Below are 18,309 nucleotides of genomic sequence, written 5' to 3'. Positions count from 1 at the left end.
CGCTGATGGTCGACGCGATCGTTTTCGGGGTGTGTGCTCTGGGGTCGGTGGCGTGCGGCGTCACGGTGTTTCGGGTGAATTCGATGGCGCGTGCAACGTTCGCGTTGCTGGCCTCGTTCGTTCTCGCGGCTGTGCCGATCCTGTTGCTGGGGCTGTCGTATCTGGGTGTGCTGGTCATCTTGATGATGGTGATGGAGATGATGATCATGTTGGTCTTCATGCTCATGTACATGATGAATCCGGCCGGTCTGATGCCAATGAAGATGGTGCACAACAACCGGATGTCACTGATCATCGCGGCCGTCGTCTTTGTCGTCCTCGCCGTGGGCGCGCTGGTCACACCGTGGCCGCGGACGGGCAGCGTATCCGCCCTCGAGCCGACTAAGGCTTTGGGGCTAGATATCATGGGCCCGCACATGCTGGTCATGGTGATCATCGGGATCGTCCTCTTCGCGACGATGGTCGCGGTGATCGTGCTCTCCTCCGCGCGCGGCCGGTACGACCGGTTTGGTGACGACCTGAGTATCCGGCCACCACAGGACCCGGTGAGAGGGGGCTTGGGCCGATGACGCTGCCCCTGTTCCTGATCTTTGCTGCCGCCCTGTTCGCGGTCGGCCTGTACGGGCTGCTCAGTCAGCAGTCGATCGTGATGATCATGATGGGTCTCGAGCTGGCCATCAACGGCATCATTGTGGCGGCAGCCGCGGTCTGGTACTTCATCATCCCGGGAAGCCCGGACGCGCAGACCGTCATTCTGGTGGCGATGGCGGCGATGGCGGTGGAGATGGCGATGGGTTTCGCCGTAACGACCGCGATCTTCCGCACCCGGGACGTGGACATGGTCGACTCCGCATCCGATCTGAAGGGCTAGCCGCCGGTGATTCTTCTCATTCTCGCTGTGCTGCCCGCGACGATGGCGATTGTGCTGCTTCTCGCCGGTCGGCGGGCGGATGCGATCGCTCCGGCGGCCGCGGTCACGGTGGGGTTGGTCGAACTGGGCTTGGCGATCGATGCGACGATTATGAGACCGACGTTCCACGTCGCAGCCCTGGACGGGGTACCGGCCGCTCTCGCGGTGGATGGGCTAGCTGCGATCGCCGTGATCACGGTCGCCGGTGTGTTCCTGGCTGTATCTGTTTTCGCGGTCGGGGACATTGGACGCGGCGAGGCTCGGGCCCGCTTCTTCGGCACGCTGCTGCTGTTCGTCGCCGCCATGTTGGTAACCGTGACCGCCACGAACGTGTTCACGCTGCTCGCAGCCTGGGAGATCATGGGCGCCACCTCCTACGCGCTGATCGGATTCTGGTGGCCCGACGCAGATCGGGTGCGGTCGGGCGGAATCGCGTTCATCACGACACGATCCGCAGACGTCGGCATGTATGTAGCGGCCGGGGCTGCGCTGGCCGGTGGTGCGGCTGGCCTGAATCTGACGCAACTCGGAAGCATCCCCGGTGGCTGGCGCGATGTGGCCCTGGCCGGTTTGGCCCTGGCGGCTCTCGGCAAATCGGCGCAATTGCCGTTCAGTTTTTGGCTCGCGCATGCCATGGCCGGCCCGTCCCCGGTGTCGGCCCTGCTCCACTCGGCCACCATGGTTGCCGCCGGAGGGTACCTCCTGCTACGGATCGAACCCGGCATGACGGCCACCGGCTGGCTGGGCCCCGTGGTGGCCTGGGTCGGCGCGTTGACGGCACTGATGCTTGGGGCTGTTGCGGTGGCGCAACGCGACCTGAAGCAGTTGTTGGCGGCATCGACCTGTTCCCAGATTGGCTTCATCGTGCTGGCCGCAGGCGTCGGTGGCATCGCCGGCGGGGCAGCCCAGTTCGTGGCGCACGCAGCGGTGAAGAGTCTGCTATTCCTGGTGGCTGGCGCCTGGCTTGCCCTGTTGGGCACAAAGGATCTGTTGCGGTTGCGCGGTGCTGCCCGCACGCATCCGGTAGCCGGTGTCACGTTTACGATCGGGGCACTGGCCTTGGGAGGGCTGCCGCCGCTGTCGATCTGGGTGGCCAAAGACCAGATTCTCGCCGCGACACTTCCGAGCTCTGCAGCCCTGTACATCATCGGTCTCGCCGCGGCCGGGTTGAGCGCGGCCTATGCGGCCAAGGCGCTGGCCGTCGTCTGGACGAAACCCGCAACCGATGATCCGCTGGCCGCAATCAGGGCGGGGCATATGCCGGTCAGTGAGCTGCTGCCGCTGCCGGGATTGGCCGCCGCAGCAGCCGTGCTCGGTGTTTTCGGTATCCCGTCGTTCTCCGCCGCATGGGCGCGGACGCTCGGTCTACCTCAGCCCATTGTGCCTGCCCCCTGGGAGCTAGTGGTGTCGGCGTTGCTGGCGGTGACGGTGATCGTTGTCGTGGCGCGGTGGCAGCATCGGCGGCTGGAGGGTGCGAACGAGCTGCTCGCCGAGTTCGGGTGGTTGCGGGACTGGCTCGGGCTTGAGGCTGGAATCAACGCCATCATCGTCCGTCCGGTCACCGCGCTGTCCGTGTGGTGCGCCCGCTTCGACGACCGGGTCATCGCGCACGTCGGGGATGCCCTTGGCGCCGGCGCAATGCGCCTGTCCCGCTTTGTGGATTCCCGCCTTGAGCGCGGCCTCAGCGGGGCGGTCGGCGCTGTTGCCGGCGGTGCGCGCAAGCTTGCCGCATCCGCTGTTCGCCCGCAGACCGGGCTGATTTACCAGTATTACGTCCAGGCGATCATCATCCTGGTCGTGCTTGCCGCCGTCTTCGTTCTCGTGAGGTGACCGTGCTCTCTGGCGTCGTATTCCTGCCCACGGTCGTGGCTGCACTGCTGATGGTGGTGCCGCGAACCCGGGTGCGGTTCTTCGCGTGGGCTTGGGTGGTGTTGGCGTCCGTTGAGCTTGCGCTGATCGTTCTGCTGTGGATCGGGTATATCGGCGGCGGGAGGACCGGATTCGCGTACGAGGAGAACATTCGCTGGCTGCCGACGCTCGGCTCCGGTTATCACATCGGCGTCGACGGGTTTTCGCTGCCGCTGGTCGCGCTGACCGGAGTGCTGTTCCTGGCCTGCGCCATCTACTCACTACGCGAACAGCGCAGGACCCGCGCCTGGGTGGTGTTGTTCCTATTTCTGCAGACCGTCTCCTTTGGCCTGTTCGTGTCGCTGGATCTGCTGGTGTTCTTCGTCTTCTTCGACCTGTCGATCGTCGCCATGTACTTCATCATCGCCGGATGGGGTCACGCCGGCGCCGCACGGGCGGCCCTTCAGTTCTTCCTCTACACCTTCATCGGATCTCTGGCGCTGTTGCTCGGGTTCATCGGCCTTTATCTGGCCAGCACACCGCACACCTTCGACATCCCGGAACTGGTGCGGCAAGACCCGCTGAAATCCAGTCCGGTGCTCGCCGGGGCCATCTTGTTCGCCATCAGCCTGGGGCTTGCCATCAAGACCCCCACGGTTCCGTTCCACACCTGGTTGCCGCCGGCGCACACCGAAGCGCCGACCGCGGGTTCGGTGATCCTTGCCGGCGTGCTCCTGAAGATGGGCACCTACGGCTTCGTGCGGATCGCGATGCCGATCCTCCCCAACGCGTGGCGCGCCTACGCGATGGCTTTTGTCATCGTCGGGGTGATCTCCGTGCTGTACGGTGCGCTGGTGGCGATGGCGCAGACGAACCTGAAACGCATGATCGCCTACACCTCGATCAACCATATGGGCTACATCATCCTCGGGTTGGGCGCTGCGGGACTCGCAACCAGATCAAACGTGCAAGCTTCAGTTCTGGCGGTCAGCGGTGCGGTGACACAGATGGTCAGCCACGGCCTACTGACCGGGGCACTGTTCCTGCTCGCCGGGGTGCTCTACGCCCGCGGGGGAACCTTCGACATCGACGCCTACGGCGGACTGGCGACACGGGCGCCGGTTTTCGCCGGGCTGATGGCGGTAGCCGTGTTCGGATCCCTGGGACTGCCCGGGCTCTCCGGCTTCATCGCCGAGTTCCAGATCTTCACCGGCAGCCTCGGGGCGGCACCGATACCAACAGCTTTATCCGTGGTCGGGATCGTGATCACCGCCAGCTTGCTGCTACGCATGTTCCAGCGCATCTTCCTCGGCCGCCAGCGGCAACCACTCGAAACCGATCGGGCGCTCACGACGTCGGATGGCGCCGACATACCCATCAAGGACGTCTTCTCACGCGAGTTCGTCTCCATCGCGCCACTGCTACTGCTGTCGCTGATCATCGGCGTGATGCCCAGATTCCTGCTGGGCGTGATCGAGCCTGCCGCCCACGCCCTGATAGCCCTGGTCGGCCGATGAACGGTATGCAGGCCGGGCAGGAGATCGATCTGACCGTCCTCGTCCCGGAACTTGCGGTCACCGTGACAGCAGTGCTCGGTCTCCTAATGGGCAGTTGGCTGCCCCGGCGAAGGCAATGGCTGGTGCGCGTCCTTGCGTTAGTCGGCATCCTCGTCGCCGTGGTCGCCACCGTTGTCGCGATGACACAGCCGCCCGTGGTCACGGCCGCGGGGACTTACACGATCGACATCGCGCTGAACGCGGTACGTCTTGCGGTGCTTGCGGGCACAGCGATCGTGATCGGGCTGGCCACCGACCAGATCGTCGGCATGAAGCGGGAATCGGAGTTCTACGTGCTGCTGCTGCTCGGAGCCCTCGGCACCATCGTGGTCGCTGGTGCCAGCGACCTGCTCGTGCTCGCGTCCGGATACCTGCTGGCCAGCATCCCCCTCTACGCACTGGTCGGGTTCGCAAAAGACCGCCTTGGCACCGAAGCCATGCTGAAGTACTACCTGATGGGCGCCCTGTTCGGAATGCTCATACTGGTCGGTGTCGTACTGCTCCTAGCCACCGGCGGTAGCACCTCCTATGCGGAACTCGGCCGCAGCCTGCTACGCGGACCGATGGGAGCAACGGCGATCGGAATTCTCGTGCTGGCCGCCGGGCTGCTGTTCAAAGCCGGCGCCGTTCCCGCCCACTTCTGGGTGCCCGACGCCATCGAGGGCGCCACACCGGCGGTCGCCGCGTTCATCGCCACCATCCCCAAGATCGGCGCGCTCGTAGCACTCTTCCGGATCAGCACCGACGTCTTCGCACACGTCCCCCTGAACTGGACCCTCATCCTCGCCCTGCTCGCCGCGGTCACCATGACACTGGGCAACCTCGCCGCCTTCTTCCAAACCAGCGTCCGCCGGCTGCTGGCCTACTCAACCATTAGCCAAGTGGGCTACCTGCTGATGATCGTGGCCGCATATCAGCAACCCACGCGCGCCCTGCCGAGCCTGCTCTACTACCTCTTCGGCTACACAATCACCAACCTCGGCGCATTCGCCGTCGTTTCTGCATTCGCCAGCCGACGCACCTTAATCGACTACACCGGACTCTTCCGCCGCCACCGCTGGGCCGCACTCAGTCTGACCATCTGCCTTCTCGGGCTGGTCGGCACCCCGCCGACCGCGGTATTCGTAGGAAAACTGACGGCCTTCACCACCGCATTCGAGGCCAACCTGGGCTGGCTTGTGATCCTCGCGGCAGCCAACTCAGTGGCCAGCCTCTTCTACTACCTTCGCTGGATCTTCCCGCTGTTCCAGCGAGGCGTAACCGACATCGGGCAACCGAACACCGCGGCCGTGCCGGAATCCGTCGGCGCTCACAGCCTCCGCCTTACGATTGTGCTCGGCGCTGTGTCCCTCGCCATCGGTATCGCAGCAAATCCACTCCTACAACTCTTGAACTGAACCGCACCGCGGTTGGCAGTGAGCGCAGACTCTGCTCTTTATCTAGCCGCTCGGCAGCGTATAGGTGGTCTTGCACGGACTCCGGGGCCGGATCAGGATGAAGGGATGAACGTGACGCAGTTGGAGCAGATCCGTTCCGGTCGCGGTTTATTCGCTGCACTGGACCAGAGCGGCGGTAGCACTCCAAAGGCGCTGGCCGATTACGGCATCCCCGAGAGCCGATACGACTCCCAGGCGGAGATGTTCGACCTGGTCCACGAAATGCGCTCCCGCGTCATCACCAGCCCAGCGTTTGATGGAACGCGCGTACTCGGTACGATCCTGTTCGAGCAGACCATGGAACGCGATATCGGCGGCGTCCCGACAGGGCGCTATCTGTGGGCCGAAAAGCGAGTCGTACCGTTTCTCAAAGTGGATAAGGGGCTTGCCGACGAGCGGCACGGGGTGTCGTTGATGAAGCCGATCGACACGCTCGATGACCTTCTTGAGCTGGCTAACCGGAACCACATGTTCGGCACGAAAATGCGCTCCGTGATCAACGACGCGGACAAGGGCGGCGTGAGCGCCATTGTCGACCAACAATTCGAGTACGCCGCAAGGATCGCGAGGGCAGGGCTCGTGCCGATTCTCGAACCCGAGGTCAGCATCCACAGCCCACATAAGGACGAGGCAGAGGCACTGCTTTACAACGCTTTGCTGGCTGGGCTGGAGGCGCTGCCAGACGACGCCGCGATCATACTGAAACTGACGATCCCGACGCTAACGGGCCGTTACACCGATCTGGCCGCCGACCCGCGGGTGCTGCGAGTGCTCGCGCTCTCCGGTGGGTACAGCCGTGACGAGGCATGCGACCTGCTGGCCAAGGAACCGGGCATGATCGCAAGCTTCGCCCGCGCATTGCTCGAAGGGCTCGCCGCCGAACAAACTAATGAGCAATTCAACGCGCGCCTGAACGCATCGCTCGCGCAGGTCTACGCGGCGTCCGTGCACAAGTCGCCCGCCTAATGTCGATCTCCATGCACTCGTGCAGGGCGATTACATTCACAGGCCTGATCTTCAGGCCGTTCCCGCACACCGGAACAGCCCATCAGCGCCGCGTTCGCCCCTCACCCTGGCCTGAGGCGAGAGTCACTTCAGGGCTGGCACTCAGCTTCAAAGAAGCGCTGACCCAGGCTCGTTGTCCGGTCTAATACAGGGCTGTCTTGAGGAGGATCACGAGGACGCCGAAGAGCGCACTGGTGAGCGCTGCCGCGATGCGCGCCCACCAAGGTCGAGCGCGCACCGACAGGACAAGGTAGCCCAGCAATCCAAGCATCACCACCGCCAACCAGAGCGCGACTGATATTGCGGTGTCGAGCGTCACTAACCCGAGCGCGGCCAGCAGAAGCGGAGCGGATGGAACGACGGCTGCCTCTGGCATTCCACTCGATTCCCGCAGGGCCCGCCTGAGTGAATCCCTCACTCTGTCCCGAAGGCGGTCGGCATCTCCTTGGAAACCGAGAGCGGTCGAGAAGACGTGCGCGACCCAGAACACGATGACGCTGACCACGGCGAAGACGAGAGCCTGCCATGCCGAGCTTGACTCTTTGAGACCGATCGACGTCGCAGCGACCACGCTCGCGTAGACGATCGTGCCGTAGATCGCCGCAGGGGTACCAATGTGCCGCCACAGCGCGCGGTGCACATCATCGGTCGGCACCCCCCGGGGTTGACTCAGCGAGCCAGATCTAGTCATGTGCCACATCATCCGCACCTCGAGCCGTATCCGCAAGGAAACCACCGGGCCTGAGATCCCGAACACGTGATGCACACGGGGTCTTGACGATGCGCAACCGTTAGAGGTCGGCGGCACGAAGATGCCGATCTCTTTACTGCCCGTCCGGGCGACGAGTGCGACGACGATGGCAACGCTCCGGCTGCGGCTGTATCCGCTAGGGCGACGACCGTGAACGGTGCGACGACACCGTCGGCCGTTCCGGCCTGGACCGCATGAGCGCTGGCTCAGGCGCAGAATGTGACAAGTTGGTAACGAGCGCATACCATTACCGGGTATTCCCATTGCGAACTCAGCATCACCTGGTCCGTTCGCGTCCCCCCGGCGAAAGGCATTGTGTGGCACGCTCGAGCACGTCTGCTGGGGACTTCTCCCTGTCACAGGACGTCGTCGAGCCTCGCGGCCTGCCGCGATCCGAGCCGACGGAAAGGCGCTCGAACTATGCGGCTGCAGTGGACGCTTTCTCGTCTCGACGCGAAAGACACGCGTTCGAGCGCCGCGAAATCGAGTTGACTCCTCCCCAGACGCTGGATCGACGAGCATCAAGCCCGGTATCCGCATCGGTCCGGCGGGCCAAACGTCGGGTCGCGGCATCCCACGGGGTTCGAGAGGACTCATTTCGCGGCGTAGGCAACAGCCCAGCGGCGCCCACTTCGCGCCGAATCAGCAACGCGCGGCCTGCTCGTGCCCCATTTGCGTATCGGCCCTCAAGTGAAGACCGTTCACAAAACCGGCGACTGCGCTCGATCTGGGCGAAGGTTGTTGTGGTTGCAGCGGCGAGTGGACTCGTCGGCACAGCGGCGTTGCCCGCATATGCGACTTCCATCGATGGCGCCGCTACTACGTCTCGAGCGGGCGTAGCGGTACAGACGTTGCTGAGTGGCGGAGCTGCCGTTCCAGCGGCGGCGCGAGAAGCCTTTTCGATCACTGAGAACAGCGCGAAACTGGACTCCACGGTGGAGTCGACCGTATCGCCGACGGTACAGCGGTTGGCGCAGACTCTTATGGTCGCTGTTGGGCAAGGACGGTTGACGGGGTACACCCCCGACCACATCCCGGAGATCAGGAACCTGGCGGAGGGCCGCGCCGTTCCTGGATGTGGTGTGGACTATCGGGTGCTGCAGACCATCGAAGTCGCATTAGCGAACTTCAACACCGTCGGCGTCAGTGACATCAACCGACGGTGCACCGGCCAGATCGAAGGTGCCGGTAGTGCGTCCTCGCATTACGCCAACGGCGGAGGTCATGCCGTGGACTTTTACTTGCTAAATGGTCGCCCGCTCACGGGCGGAGATCCGGAGTCGCTGAACCTGATTCGCGCGCTTGACCCGGTGATGCCCCCGAATACAGATCTGGGCCAGGTGGGCTGCCGGGGGAGCGTGGCCGTCACCAACTTTCTGCCGTTCGACGACACGTGCGATCACCTCCACATTGACTTTCGGCAAGCGCAAGGAACCGCCCTCAAGCTCTCCACCTAACCTGTAAAAGGCAGACACATCATCCGGTCTGCTGCTCCCGCCCACCACCCCTCGCTAAGATGCGGGTGCCCCAAACCATCAACCCAGGACTGAAACATGACGCTCACGCGACTCGACCCGAACCGGGTCGTTGCTATGCGCCGGCATCGGATCCTGCTCGCAATTGTGTCCCTGATGGCGTTGGTGGTCGGGATGTTTGTGATGACATCCATGAACTCGGCACACCCGCATGAGTCCGTCGCAACTGCGGTTGGCAGCCAACCTAACGCCCACTCTGTCGCGACCCAACCACACATTGATCCGCCCATCGTTCCGGTTTCGCCAGCCGCAAGCGCACCCGGAAGCCTTCAGAGCTCCCCGGGACCGCAGTGCGACACAGTCTGCGAGCTCAGTTGTGCGATCGCAGGCGCCGCGTGCGTTCTGGTCGCAATCGCCGTCGCCGTCTCGCTCTTCGCGGTAAGTAGAGCGCTCGCGCTTGTTGACCTTGTGCAGCGAATCGCGCCTGTCGCCATACCGTCAATTACGTCTGTTCGAGCGCATGGACCGTCGCTAGTCGCGCTCTCCATAAGCCGCACCTAGACCGGCACCTCTGGACCCCACGGCGCAACGCCGACCTGACTAGCAAAGCACTAGCGGTTGGCTGGCCTGGGCTTTTGCGCTCCACTGTTGTGACGTGATCGACGCTTCCCTTCGGATGGTCTCCGTCACACACCCTCCCCAGTTATTCGGCGACGAATGTGGCCTCCGGTCGGCATTTCTCGTCGTTACCCTTCCGAGCCGACCTACGGGTCTTCTCACGCCAAACGTCGGAGCCTTTCGCCACGATGCCCGCACACTCTCGCCACCGCCGAAGCGCGAACGCGCTTCCCTCGACCGCCTACCAGCACGAATCACGCCGAGCCCGCCGCGCCGCCGGGCGGCGTCGACCGGTCACCCGTCCCGCGGCAAACACTCGGCAACGACGTACCCGCAAACGATGGGCGCCGATTGCTGCGCTGGCGCTGGCCGGAACCTTGTTCGGAACCTACGCCCTCCCGGCCTATGCGATCGTGCCCGGCGAACGGCAACAGATCGCAACGGCACGGCCGGGAGAGCTGCAAACGGTAACAGTCGCCGCTACCGACCCGGCACCCGTTACACGCGAAGAAGTCGCTGTGACCGCGCCGCCGCCGCCGCCGAAACAGAAACCAAAAGCCACAGTCACTACCCCGAACACCTTCCTGCGGACAGCGAACACGTTCACAAACGACCCCGCCTCCCCGATCCAGTGGCCATTCGATGTTGGCGTACCCATCAGCGACGGATTCGGCTACCGAGTCGCGCCCTGCTCTGGTTGTTCCTCCTATCACGAGGGCATCGATATGAATCCGGGCGTCGGAACCCCGATCCAGGCGATAGCGGACGGCGTCGTCCGCGAGGTGGGCAATCCGTCCGGAAGCCTGGGCGTGTACGCCATCATCGACCACCAAATCGACGGACAAACCGTCAGCAGCCTCTACGCCCACATGGCCTACGGTTCGCTCGCGCTCAGTGTGGGACAAACCGTCAAGGTCCGACAACTGGTCGGCCTGGTCGGCAGCACCGGGGCCAGCACCGGCGCCCACCTGCACCTCGGCATTTCCGTCAACGGAACCCCGGTCGACCCCTATGCGTGGCTTACGCAGAAAGTGAAATAACCATGCCATTTCGCATCCGTCGGCACACCTCAGCCCTCATTGTCAGCACCCTCGCGGTCACTCTCCTGCTCAGCGGTTGCAGCGCCGCAACACCGGCGGCTCCGACGATGAACGAGCTCGGACACGTGCACGGCCTGGATGCCACGCACGGCCGCATCTTTGCCGCGACCCACCAGGGGGTGTGGGCGATCGACGCGGCGAAACTAGGAGATGGTTTCGCCACCGAAACCACCGCCCGGGTCGGCATTAGTAGCCAGGACACAATGGGGTTTACCGTCGCCCGTTCCGGCGTCATGTTCGCATCCGGGCACCCCGACCCCGGCAACAACCCGCAGCAGCTACCCGCGAACCTCGGTCTGATCCAAAGCCTCGATGCCGCACAATCCTGGAAGCCTGTTTCGCTTGCCGGTCACACCGACTTCCACGACCTTGTTACCGCCCCGACAAGCGACGCCCGCGTGCGGATCTACGGCTTCGACGCGGCCCAACAGCGCGTCCGGATCAGCGATGATGGCGGTCACACCTGGCACGATGGCGGGACACTGTCGTTGCGGAAGCTCGCGGTCAACCCAAACGGGCCGGATACGCTCCTTGCCACAACCCAGGCCGGTGTGCAGATCAGCCGGGATGCTGGCATGACCTTCTCCGCCCTGCCCGGCGGACCGATGCTGTATTTGCTCGCCCCGGTGGATGCCGCACCGGGACAATTCGTCGGCGTCGACGTCAGCAAGAAGATCTGGGCAACCACAGACGACGGTTCCACCTGGGCGCGGAAGGGAACGTTCGACACTCTGCCCGAGTCGCTGGCAACAGTGCAGGGCGCGTCAAGACTCTGGATCCTCGGTGCCCATGCCAACGGAATCGTCGCGACCGCCGATCACGGCGCCAGCTGGGTCACCTTGATCGAGGGCACCCCATGAGCGCCACACCGGGCTCGACGAAGAGCACCCGTCGAGTCCGACCAATTCGAGTGCGGTGGCCAGCGGCTGTGCTGATCCTGACCGTTCTACTCAGCCAGCTAGTGGCAGCAGGCCCGGCACGAGGCGCCGACTATCCGTCCTGGTCGGAGGTTGAAGCCGCACGCTCAAGCGAGAGTGCGAAAGCAAGCGAAATCAATCGGATCACCAATCTTCTGCGCACACTGGAAGACAACGTCCGCACCGCCCAGGCGGCAGCAGCCGACCGTGGCAGCGACTACGAGAAGGCGCAAGCACGACTCGATTTAGCAAGTTACCGCGCACAAACGCTGCGTACTTCGGCCGATGCGGCGCAGGCGCTCGCGAACGCATCCCAAGCACGCGCCGGCCAACTTGTCGCCCAACTTGCACGCTTCGGCAACGGCGACCCGACCACGCTGCTCCTGCTGAACGGGCAACGAGCAGAGACGCTGCTGTTCCGACTCGGCACCATGAGCCAACTCACGCAACGCTCCAATCGGGCCTTCGCCGCCGCCACCACCAGCGCAAACACCGTCCGATCACTTACCCGCCAGGCCGATGCCGCCCAAGCCGCTCTGGCGAACCTTAGCCGCGCAGCCGAAAAGGCGCTGCAGGACGCGGTCGCTGCCAGCCGCACTGCAGCGAACCAGCTGGCTGAACAGCAACAGACACAGGGAACCCTGCAAGCCCAACTGGCAGTGCTGGTCGAGAATCGCAAAGCGACCGAAGCCGACTACCGCAAAGGGGAAGAGGCCCGACGTCAGCAAGAAGCGGCCGCCGCAGCCGCCGCAGCCGCCGCTGCTGCCGCCGCTGCCGCTGCTGCCGCGGCTGCGGCAGATGGTGCACCGGTGCCGTCGGGGGACGGCGGGCAACTCGGTGGACAGGGTTGGGCGAAGCCGGTGTCCGGATGGATCAGCGACCGGTTCGGGCCCCGCCCGGACAAACCGGTAGCCAGTTCGGGCGCATTCCACTACGGCACAGATCTTGCCGCCGGGTGCGGCACCGCGATATTCGCTGCCGCCCCCGGACGCGTCGTATACGCAGGCTGGCTTGGAACCTACGGCAACTGGGTGCTCCTTGACCACGGCACCGGGGTGATGACCGGGTACGCGCACATCCGCGAGGGCGGAGTCCTGGTCAACGTGGGCCAAACCGTTCAAGCCGGCCAGAACATCGCCCAGGTCGGTACGACGGGCGGCTCCTCCGGCTGCCACCTGCACTTCGAAGTCCGCGTCAACGGTAACCGGATCGACCCGCAACCATTCATGAGCGCGAGAGGAATCACCCTTGGCTAACCGCATCATGCGAACCATCAGGCTGCGGACCGCCCTCACCTCGGTGGCCGCAGCTGTCATGCTCGTCGTCACGCTGGCGGGGTGCAGCAGCAACAATGATGCCCTCGCTCAGCAGTACAAAGACGGATCCGGGAAGAACTACGTCGCCGGCGACGGCACCATCACCGAAATCAAACCCCAGAATCGTGCGGCACCCGTCGCATTCGCGGGAAAGCTCGAAGACGGCAAATCGACCACTTCAGCGATGTACGCCGGGAAAGTTCTGGTCCTCAATTTTTGGTACGCCGGATGCGCCCCCTGCCGGGCGGAGGCACCCGCACTCGAAAAGACATACACAAAATTCGCCGGACAAGGGGTCGCATTCCTCGGCGTCAACGTCAGGGACCAAGCCGACACCGCCCGCGCGTTCGCCCGCACCTATGGAGTGACCTACCCCAGCGTGCTCGACGCCTCCGACGGTGCCATGCAACTGGCGTTCAGCGGGATTGTTGCCCCCAACGCGGTCCCCACCACACTCGTCGTGGACAAGGACGGGCGCGTCGCCGCTCGCATCCTGGGCCAACTGCCGGACGCGTCCGTGCTCAGCGCACTAATCAGCACCGTTCTGACAGAACAGGGACCGTAACACCCTTCCGCGCGTTAGGAGCCCCCCGCACACCCCTCACCGAAAGCCCTTTCATGAACCGCCACCTCAGCATTCCCAGCCCCGACCCCGTCTTCGCGCAGTTCACGGTGGGTCCGCTTACCATCCACACCTATGCGCTGTGCATTCTCGCCGGAATCGTCGCAGCCACGTTGATCACCTCCAAACGACTCGCCCAGCGCGGCGCCCGCGGCCCCGTCGTTCTCGACATCATTCTCTGGGCGGTGCCGTTAGGCATCGTCGGCGCTCGGTTCTACCACGTCTTCACCCACACCGGCGACTACTTCTACCCCGGCGCGAACCTGTGGAACGTGTTCGCCATCTGGGACGGCGGGAACGCCCTCTATGGATCCCTCATCGGCGGAGCCGTCGGCGCCTACATCGGGTGCCGGCAAACCAAGATCCGGTTCTGGTCCTTCGCAGACGCGCTGGCACCGGCCCTGCTCGTCGCGCAATCGCTTGGACGGTTCGGCAACTACTTCAACCACGAACTCTTCGGCCTGCCCACCACGTTGCCGTGGGGCCTGCAGATCGAAGCGAGCAATCCCAAATTCCCTGCCGGCCTGCCTGCTGGAACGCTCTTCCACCCGTTGTTCCTCTACGAGATCATCTGGAACCTGATCGGGGTCGGCATGATCCTGGTGTTGGAACGCCGCCTCAACTTGCGATGGGGGCGAGCCTTCGCCGTGTACCTGATCTGGTACGGCCTGGGCCGGAGCTGGCTGGAAGCAATCCGGATCGATCCCACCAGTAACACGTTCCTCGGTATCCCCGCCAACGTGTGGGCCTCCTTCGTCCTGGTCGCGCTCGGGGCGGCGCTGTTCATCGTGCAAACTAAACGTCACCCCGAACCCGAGTACTCGCCGTACCGTGACGGGCACCATCCCGCACCTCTCGACGACCCGAATCCCGCCGTCACCACCGCCCCAGCCGTCGACGATGCTGCAGGAGCCCCCGAAGACGAACCCCGGTCGAACTCGATGCGAAAGCCGTCCGATGTCTAGGCCCCTGGACCACATCGACGTCAGACCACCCGGTGCGAGCAGAATCACCGAACCGGCGCTCGGGTTCACCGGATGGATGCGCTGGATGTGGCGACAGCTGACCAGCATGCGCGTCGCCCTGTTCCTGCTGCTGCTGCTCGCTCTTGCCGCCGTCCCCGGATCCCTGGTCCCGCAACGCAGCTCCGACCCCAACGGTGTCGTTCAATACTTCAAAGACAACCCGGGCCTCGCCCCAGTGCTGGACAAACTCCAAGCCTTCGATGCCTACACCTCGTTCTGGTTCTCCAGCATCTATCTGCTGCTGTTCATCTCCCTGATCGGCTGTGTCGTGCCGCGCACTGTCCACCACTTGCGCTCCCTGCGCGCGACACCACCAAAAACGCCCGCCCGACTATCACGGATGAGCGGCTACACCTCCATCGAGTTGTCAGCTGGTCGGGGAGCCGCCTCGGCGGCAACGGCCGCCACGGCAATCAGCACGGCGGCAACAATTCTCCGCAAACGCGGCTACCGGATTGCCGCCTTCCCCGGCACGCAGGCCGCTGGTCGGCGGGAGCTGTCGGTCAGCGCCGAACGGGGCTATCTGCGCGAAGCGGGCAACCTGACCTTCCACATCGCCTTGGTAGGGATCCTGATCACGGTGGGAATCGGCGGCGGGTTCGGGTTCGACGGCAACCGGGTGGTTGTCGAGGGGCAAAGCATGATCAACACCCTCGCCGCCTACGACTCGTTCAACCCCGGCCGCTTCTTCAGCCCCACAGAGCTGGCACCCTATTCGCTCACCCTGAACAACCTCGCGGTCACCTACGAAACCCAGAACAAGCGGGCACGCGGACTCCCGACCGACTACACCGCGACCGTCACCGCCCAAACCCAAGGCTCGCCAGACAAGACGAGCCGGACAATCAAAGTCAACGAACCCCTGTCGATCGGCGGCACCGACGTCTATCTGCTGGGAAATGGGTATGCCCCCCGGATCACGGTCCGCGACCCGCAAGGCCGCGCCGTGTTCAGCGACGACATCCCCTTCCTCCCACAAGACGCGAACCTCACCTCCCTCGGCGTCGTGAAAGTCCCCGACGGACTTGCCAAACAAGTCGGTTTGATCGGGTTCTTCTACCCCACGAAGTCCACCGCAAGCACCGGCGCGTTCTATTCCGCGTACCCCGACCTCACCAACCCCGTTCTGACGTTGAACGCCTACTCCGGCGACCTCGGCATCAACACCGGGGCACCTAAGTCCGTGTACGCACTTGACACCACGAAGCTCACCCAACTCACCGGCGGCACGACCGGGGTCCGGTCAATTGAGCTCAAACTCGGTCAGACGCAGCAACTTCCCGACGGTCTCGGCTCGATCACGCTGGAGCGCGTGTCCCGGTTCGCGTCCTTTGAAATCCATCACGACCCGGCCCAGGGGTGGGTGCTGTTCTTCGCCATCGCCGCGCTCGGCGGCCTTCTCACCTCCCTGTTCGTGCCACGCCGACGCCTGTGGGTGAAAGCGATTGTCGACGAAGCCAAACCCGTCCGCATCGAGTACGCCGGACTCGCTCGAGGCGACGACCCTCAACTACAGGACGCGGTGGCCGACTTGGCGTCTGCCCACCAAGCAGCCCTGCGTAGCACAAGTGCAGCCGATCAGGACTCACAACGAAACACCGACCTGAAGGGAACACCGTGACCGACTCTTTGTCACAGATCTCCGTCATCTTGCTTATCTGCTCGATGGTCCTCTACGCGGCAGCGTTCATTGCTTTCGCGCTGGACCTCGCCCGGCGCAGCGCTCACGCGACCGCCGCCGTCCCTAGCGCCGTCGCTCGGCGCGCGCAAGAAGCGGCGGCCAGCAACACGCCCGGTCCGGCACGAACGACAACCCTCATCCGCGGATCCGTGGACCGGGCCGACTCCTCGAGGTTGGGGTCGGCGAGCTTACGCACCGGCTACTCACTCACCGTCCTCGCCTTCATCGTCCAACTCGGCGCCGACATTTTCCGCGGCATCGCCGCCGGACGTGTGCCGTGGGCAAATATGTATGAATTCTCGATGACCGGCACCCTGCTCATCGTCGGCGTCTTCCTCGTCATCACGCTCAGGTACGACCTAAGATTCCTCGGCTCCTTCGTCACCGGGCTTGTGCTGATCCTCCTGGGGATCTCTAGCATGCGCTACTACGTCGAGGTCGCACCGTTACCGCCTGCGTTGCAGTCATACTGGCTCGTCATTCACGTGATGGTCGCGATCATCGCTACCGGCTTCTTCGCGATCGGCTTCGCGCTTTCCGCCGTACAACTCCTGCAGACACGCAGAGAGACTCAGATCGCCGACGGCCGACCAGCCCCGCTTCGGTTTCTGGCAACCCTTCCCAGCTCCGGCACCCTGGAGAACCTGGCGTACCGGATCAACATCGTCGGTTTCATCCTCTGGACCTTCACGCTGATGGCCGGTGCGATCTGGGCAGAAAAGGCCTGGGGGCGCTACTGGGGGTGGGACACCAAGGAAGTGTGGACCTTCATCATCTGGGTCCTTTACGCCGGCTACATCCACGCTCGCGCCACCCGCGGCTGGCGCGGATCCCGCTCGGCCTGGCTGGCGATTATCGGCTTCTCCGCGGTCATGTTCAACTTCGGCATCGTCAATGTCTTCTTCAAAGGCCTGCACTCCTACAGCGGCCTCTGAAACCAACCACCCCCATCAACCACAAACAGCAGCAGGAAGGCAACCATGGCTCGCAAGAACGCAGAATCTCCTCGGCGACGTTCCACTCACGAGGAAGCCAAACCAACCCCGGAGCAATTGCGTGCCCGCTACCTACGCAAACGCCGGTTCCTGCGCGTCGGCCAACTGATCATGCTGATCGGATTCCTGGTTGGCCTGCAACATTGGCTCGCCCATCTCGGCGTCTTTGGCGCACAGCCCCCCGGCTGGGTCGACCTTGCCGCCGGATACCCGATGGCCGCAGCCCTCATTCTCGCCGGTGCCATCACTGCTGGCCAGAAATGATCAGACTCCTCCCGCACCCCAATTGGCGCCGATCGGCGGTGACCTAGTGGGCGCACAATTCGCCTCCATCATCGCCAACGGCGGACTGCTACTGGCCATCCCGATCGCGATCTTCGCCGGGCTGGTTTCGTTCGCCTCCCCATGCGTGCTCCCGTTGGTGCCCGGGTATCTGGCCTATGTCGGAGGAGTCACCGGGTCCACGGGGCGCGTCAGCCGACGTCGAACCGCCACCGGAGTCGCGCTTTTCGTCCTCGGCTTTGCCATCGTGTTCATCGCCTACGGTGCCCTGTTCGGCGCCTTCGGGTCCTGGCTGGTGCGCTGGCAAGACCTCATCACCCGTCTGCTCGGCCTTCTAGTGATCGTGATGGGCCTGGCCTTTATCGGCACCTTCTCGTTCTTCCAACGCACCCTGAAATTGCCCATCCGTCCCTCGACCGGCATCATCGGCGCACCCCTGCTCGGAATCGTCTTCGGGCTCGGCTGGACACCCTGCATGGGACCCACCCTTGCCGCCGTCCTCTCGCTCAGCCTGTCCAGTCAATCCGCCGCGCGCGGCGCCATCCTGACCGGCTTCTACTCAATCGGCCTCGGCATTCCCTTTGTCCTCCTCGCCCTCGGAATCGGTTGGGCGACCGGCGCCATCAGCTTCCTCCGTCGACACATCCGAGCCATCAACATCGCCGGCGGCACCGTCCTGATCGTGATCGGCGTCCTCATGGTCACCGGAGTCTGGACCGCGTGGATCTACAGCCTCCAAGCCCTCATCGGCGGGGTCACACTCCCGATTTGA

17 protein-coding genes are annotated in these 18,309 nt (G+C 64.1%); 16 read left to right on the top strand and 1 reads right to left on the bottom strand.

Going from position 1 to position 18,309, the window contains the following annotated elements; all coding sequences use genetic code 11:
* Positions 1-5 precede the first annotated feature (5 nt).
* The 6 genes from P5G59_RS11065 to P5G59_RS11040 all read left to right on the top strand — a co-directional run bounded on the left by P5G59_RS11065 (position 6) and on the right by P5G59_RS11040 (position 6,716).
* Positions 6-569, top strand: a complete 564-nt coding sequence (locus P5G59_RS11065) for an NADH-quinone oxidoreductase subunit J (protein ID WP_175338898.1) — start codon at positions 6-8, stop codon at positions 567-569.
* On the top strand, positions 566-871 hold the full coding sequence (locus P5G59_RS11060; RefSeq protein WP_175338899.1) for an NADH-quinone oxidoreductase subunit NuoK: 306 nt from the start codon (positions 566-568) through the stop codon (positions 869-871). The genes P5G59_RS11065 and P5G59_RS11060 overlap by 4 nt, the downstream gene beginning before the upstream one ends.
* A 6-nt stretch (positions 872-877) precedes the next feature.
* The gene (locus tag P5G59_RS11055) at positions 878-2,740 is read left to right on the top strand and encodes an NADH-quinone oxidoreductase subunit 5 family protein (protein WP_301218907.1); all 1,863 of its coding nucleotides are present in this window, start codon (positions 878-880) and stop codon (positions 2,738-2,740) included.
* Entirely contained in the window at positions 2,737-4,275 is a 1,539-nt protein-coding gene (locus P5G59_RS11050; protein ID WP_301218905.1) for a complex I subunit 4 family protein, read from the top strand. Before P5G59_RS11055 ends, P5G59_RS11050 begins: the two co-directional genes overlap by 4 nt.
* Complete coding sequence (locus P5G59_RS11045; protein WP_217499213.1) at positions 4,272-5,711, top strand: NADH-quinone oxidoreductase subunit N; 1,440 nt, start codon at positions 4,272-4,274, stop codon at positions 5,709-5,711. Before P5G59_RS11050 ends, P5G59_RS11045 begins: the two co-directional genes overlap by 4 nt.
* Before the next feature lie 105 nt (positions 5,712-5,816).
* Positions 5,817-6,716 (top strand): fructose bisphosphate aldolase, encoded by a 900-nt coding sequence (locus P5G59_RS11040; protein WP_175338900.1) that lies wholly within the window; start codon positions 5,817-5,819, stop codon positions 6,714-6,716.
* 181 nt (positions 6,717-6,897) lie between these two features.
* Here P5G59_RS11040 and P5G59_RS11035 read toward each other — a convergent pair whose 3' ends face one another.
* Positions 6,898-7,410 carry a hypothetical protein gene (locus tag P5G59_RS11035; RefSeq protein ID WP_301218900.1) on the bottom strand — a complete coding sequence of 171 codons (513 nt, stop codon included), beginning with the start codon at positions 7,408-7,410 and terminating at the stop codon, positions 6,898-6,900.
* Positions 7,411-8,600: 1,190 nt separating this feature from the next.
* On the opposite strand from P5G59_RS11035, the gene P5G59_RS11030 reads away from it, so the two are divergent.
* The 10 genes from P5G59_RS11030 to P5G59_RS10985 all read left to right on the top strand — a co-directional run bounded on the left by P5G59_RS11030 (position 8,601) and on the right by P5G59_RS10985 (position 18,309).
* Positions 8,601-8,963: a hypothetical protein gene (locus tag P5G59_RS11030; protein WP_175338902.1), complete on the top strand. Its 363-nt coding sequence runs from the start codon at positions 8,601-8,603 to the stop codon at positions 8,961-8,963.
* Positions 8,964-10,117: 1,154 nt separating this feature from the next.
* The gene (locus tag P5G59_RS11025) at positions 10,118-10,639 is read left to right on the top strand and encodes a M23 family metallopeptidase (protein ID WP_301218898.1); all 522 of its coding nucleotides are present in this window, start codon (positions 10,118-10,120) and stop codon (positions 10,637-10,639) included.
* A gap of 107 nt (positions 10,640-10,746) precedes the next feature.
* Positions 10,747-11,559 carry a F510_1955 family glycosylhydrolase gene (locus P5G59_RS11020; RefSeq protein WP_175338904.1) on the top strand — a complete coding sequence of 271 codons (813 nt, stop codon included), beginning with the start codon at positions 10,747-10,749 and terminating at the stop codon, positions 11,557-11,559.
* A 68-nt stretch (positions 11,560-11,627) separates the two neighbouring features.
* Positions 11,628-12,872 (top strand): M23 family metallopeptidase, encoded by a 1,245-nt coding sequence (locus P5G59_RS11015; protein WP_175338905.1) that lies wholly within the window; start codon positions 11,628-11,630, stop codon positions 12,870-12,872.
* On the top strand, positions 12,865-13,497 hold the full coding sequence (locus tag P5G59_RS11010) for a TlpA family protein disulfide reductase (protein WP_349627286.1): 633 nt from the start codon (positions 12,865-12,867) through the stop codon (positions 13,495-13,497). The genes P5G59_RS11015 and P5G59_RS11010 overlap by 8 nt, the downstream gene beginning before the upstream one ends.
* Before the next feature lie 53 nt (positions 13,498-13,550).
* Positions 13,551-14,519, top strand: a complete 969-nt coding sequence (gene lgt / locus P5G59_RS11005; RefSeq protein ID WP_175338906.1) for a prolipoprotein diacylglyceryl transferase — start codon at positions 13,551-13,553, stop codon at positions 14,517-14,519.
* Positions 14,512-16,200 (top strand): cytochrome c biogenesis protein ResB, encoded by a 1,689-nt coding sequence (gene resB / locus P5G59_RS11000; RefSeq protein ID WP_175338907.1) that lies wholly within the window; start codon positions 14,512-14,514, stop codon positions 16,198-16,200. The genes lgt and resB overlap by 8 nt, the downstream gene beginning before the upstream one ends.
* Complete coding sequence (ccsB, locus tag P5G59_RS10995) at positions 16,197-17,195, top strand: c-type cytochrome biogenesis protein CcsB (RefSeq protein ID WP_301218894.1); 999 nt, start codon at positions 16,197-16,199, stop codon at positions 17,193-17,195. The genes resB and ccsB overlap by 4 nt, the downstream gene beginning before the upstream one ends.
* 45 nt (positions 17,196-17,240) lie before the next feature.
* Complete coding sequence (locus P5G59_RS10990) at positions 17,241-17,519, top strand: hypothetical protein (RefSeq protein WP_249776839.1); 279 nt, start codon at positions 17,241-17,243, stop codon at positions 17,517-17,519.
* Between the two features lie 46 nt (positions 17,520-17,565).
* Positions 17,566-18,309 (top strand): cytochrome c biogenesis CcdA family protein, encoded by a 744-nt coding sequence (locus P5G59_RS10985; RefSeq protein WP_115697598.1) that lies wholly within the window; start codon positions 17,566-17,568, stop codon positions 18,307-18,309.

The sequence above is a fragment of the Leifsonia virtsii genome, assembly GCF_030433675.1.
GTDB lineage: Bacteria > Actinomycetota > Actinomycetes > Actinomycetales > Microbacteriaceae > Leifsonia > Leifsonia virtsii.
The sequence above is the reverse complement of the archived record's forward strand: the minus strand, read 5'-3'. Positions and strand labels throughout refer to the sequence as shown.

Coding starts and splice junctions, on each gene's coding strand:
- P5G59_RS11040 (WP_175338900.1), top strand. CDS start 5,817: ATGAACGTGACGCAGTTGGAGCAGATCCGTTCCGGTCGCGGTTTATTC.
- lgt (WP_175338906.1), top strand. CDS start 13,551: ATGAACCGCCACCTCAGCATTCCCAGCCCCGACCCCGTCTTCGCGCAG.
- P5G59_RS11020 (WP_175338904.1), top strand. CDS start 10,747: ATGAACGAGCTCGGACACGTGCACGGCCTGGATGCCACGCACGGCCGC.
- P5G59_RS11065 (WP_175338898.1), top strand. CDS start 6: ATGGTCGACGCGATCGTTTTCGGGGTGTGTGCTCTGGGGTCGGTGGCG.
- P5G59_RS11045 (WP_217499213.1), top strand. CDS start 4,272: ATGAACGGTATGCAGGCCGGGCAGGAGATCGATCTGACCGTCCTCGTC.
- P5G59_RS11060 (WP_175338899.1), top strand. CDS start 566: ATGACGCTGCCCCTGTTCCTGATCTTTGCTGCCGCCCTGTTCGCGGTC.
- resB (WP_175338907.1), top strand. CDS start 14,512: ATGTCTAGGCCCCTGGACCACATCGACGTCAGACCACCCGGTGCGAGC.
- P5G59_RS10990 (WP_249776839.1), top strand. CDS start 17,241: ATGGCTCGCAAGAACGCAGAATCTCCTCGGCGACGTTCCACTCACGAG.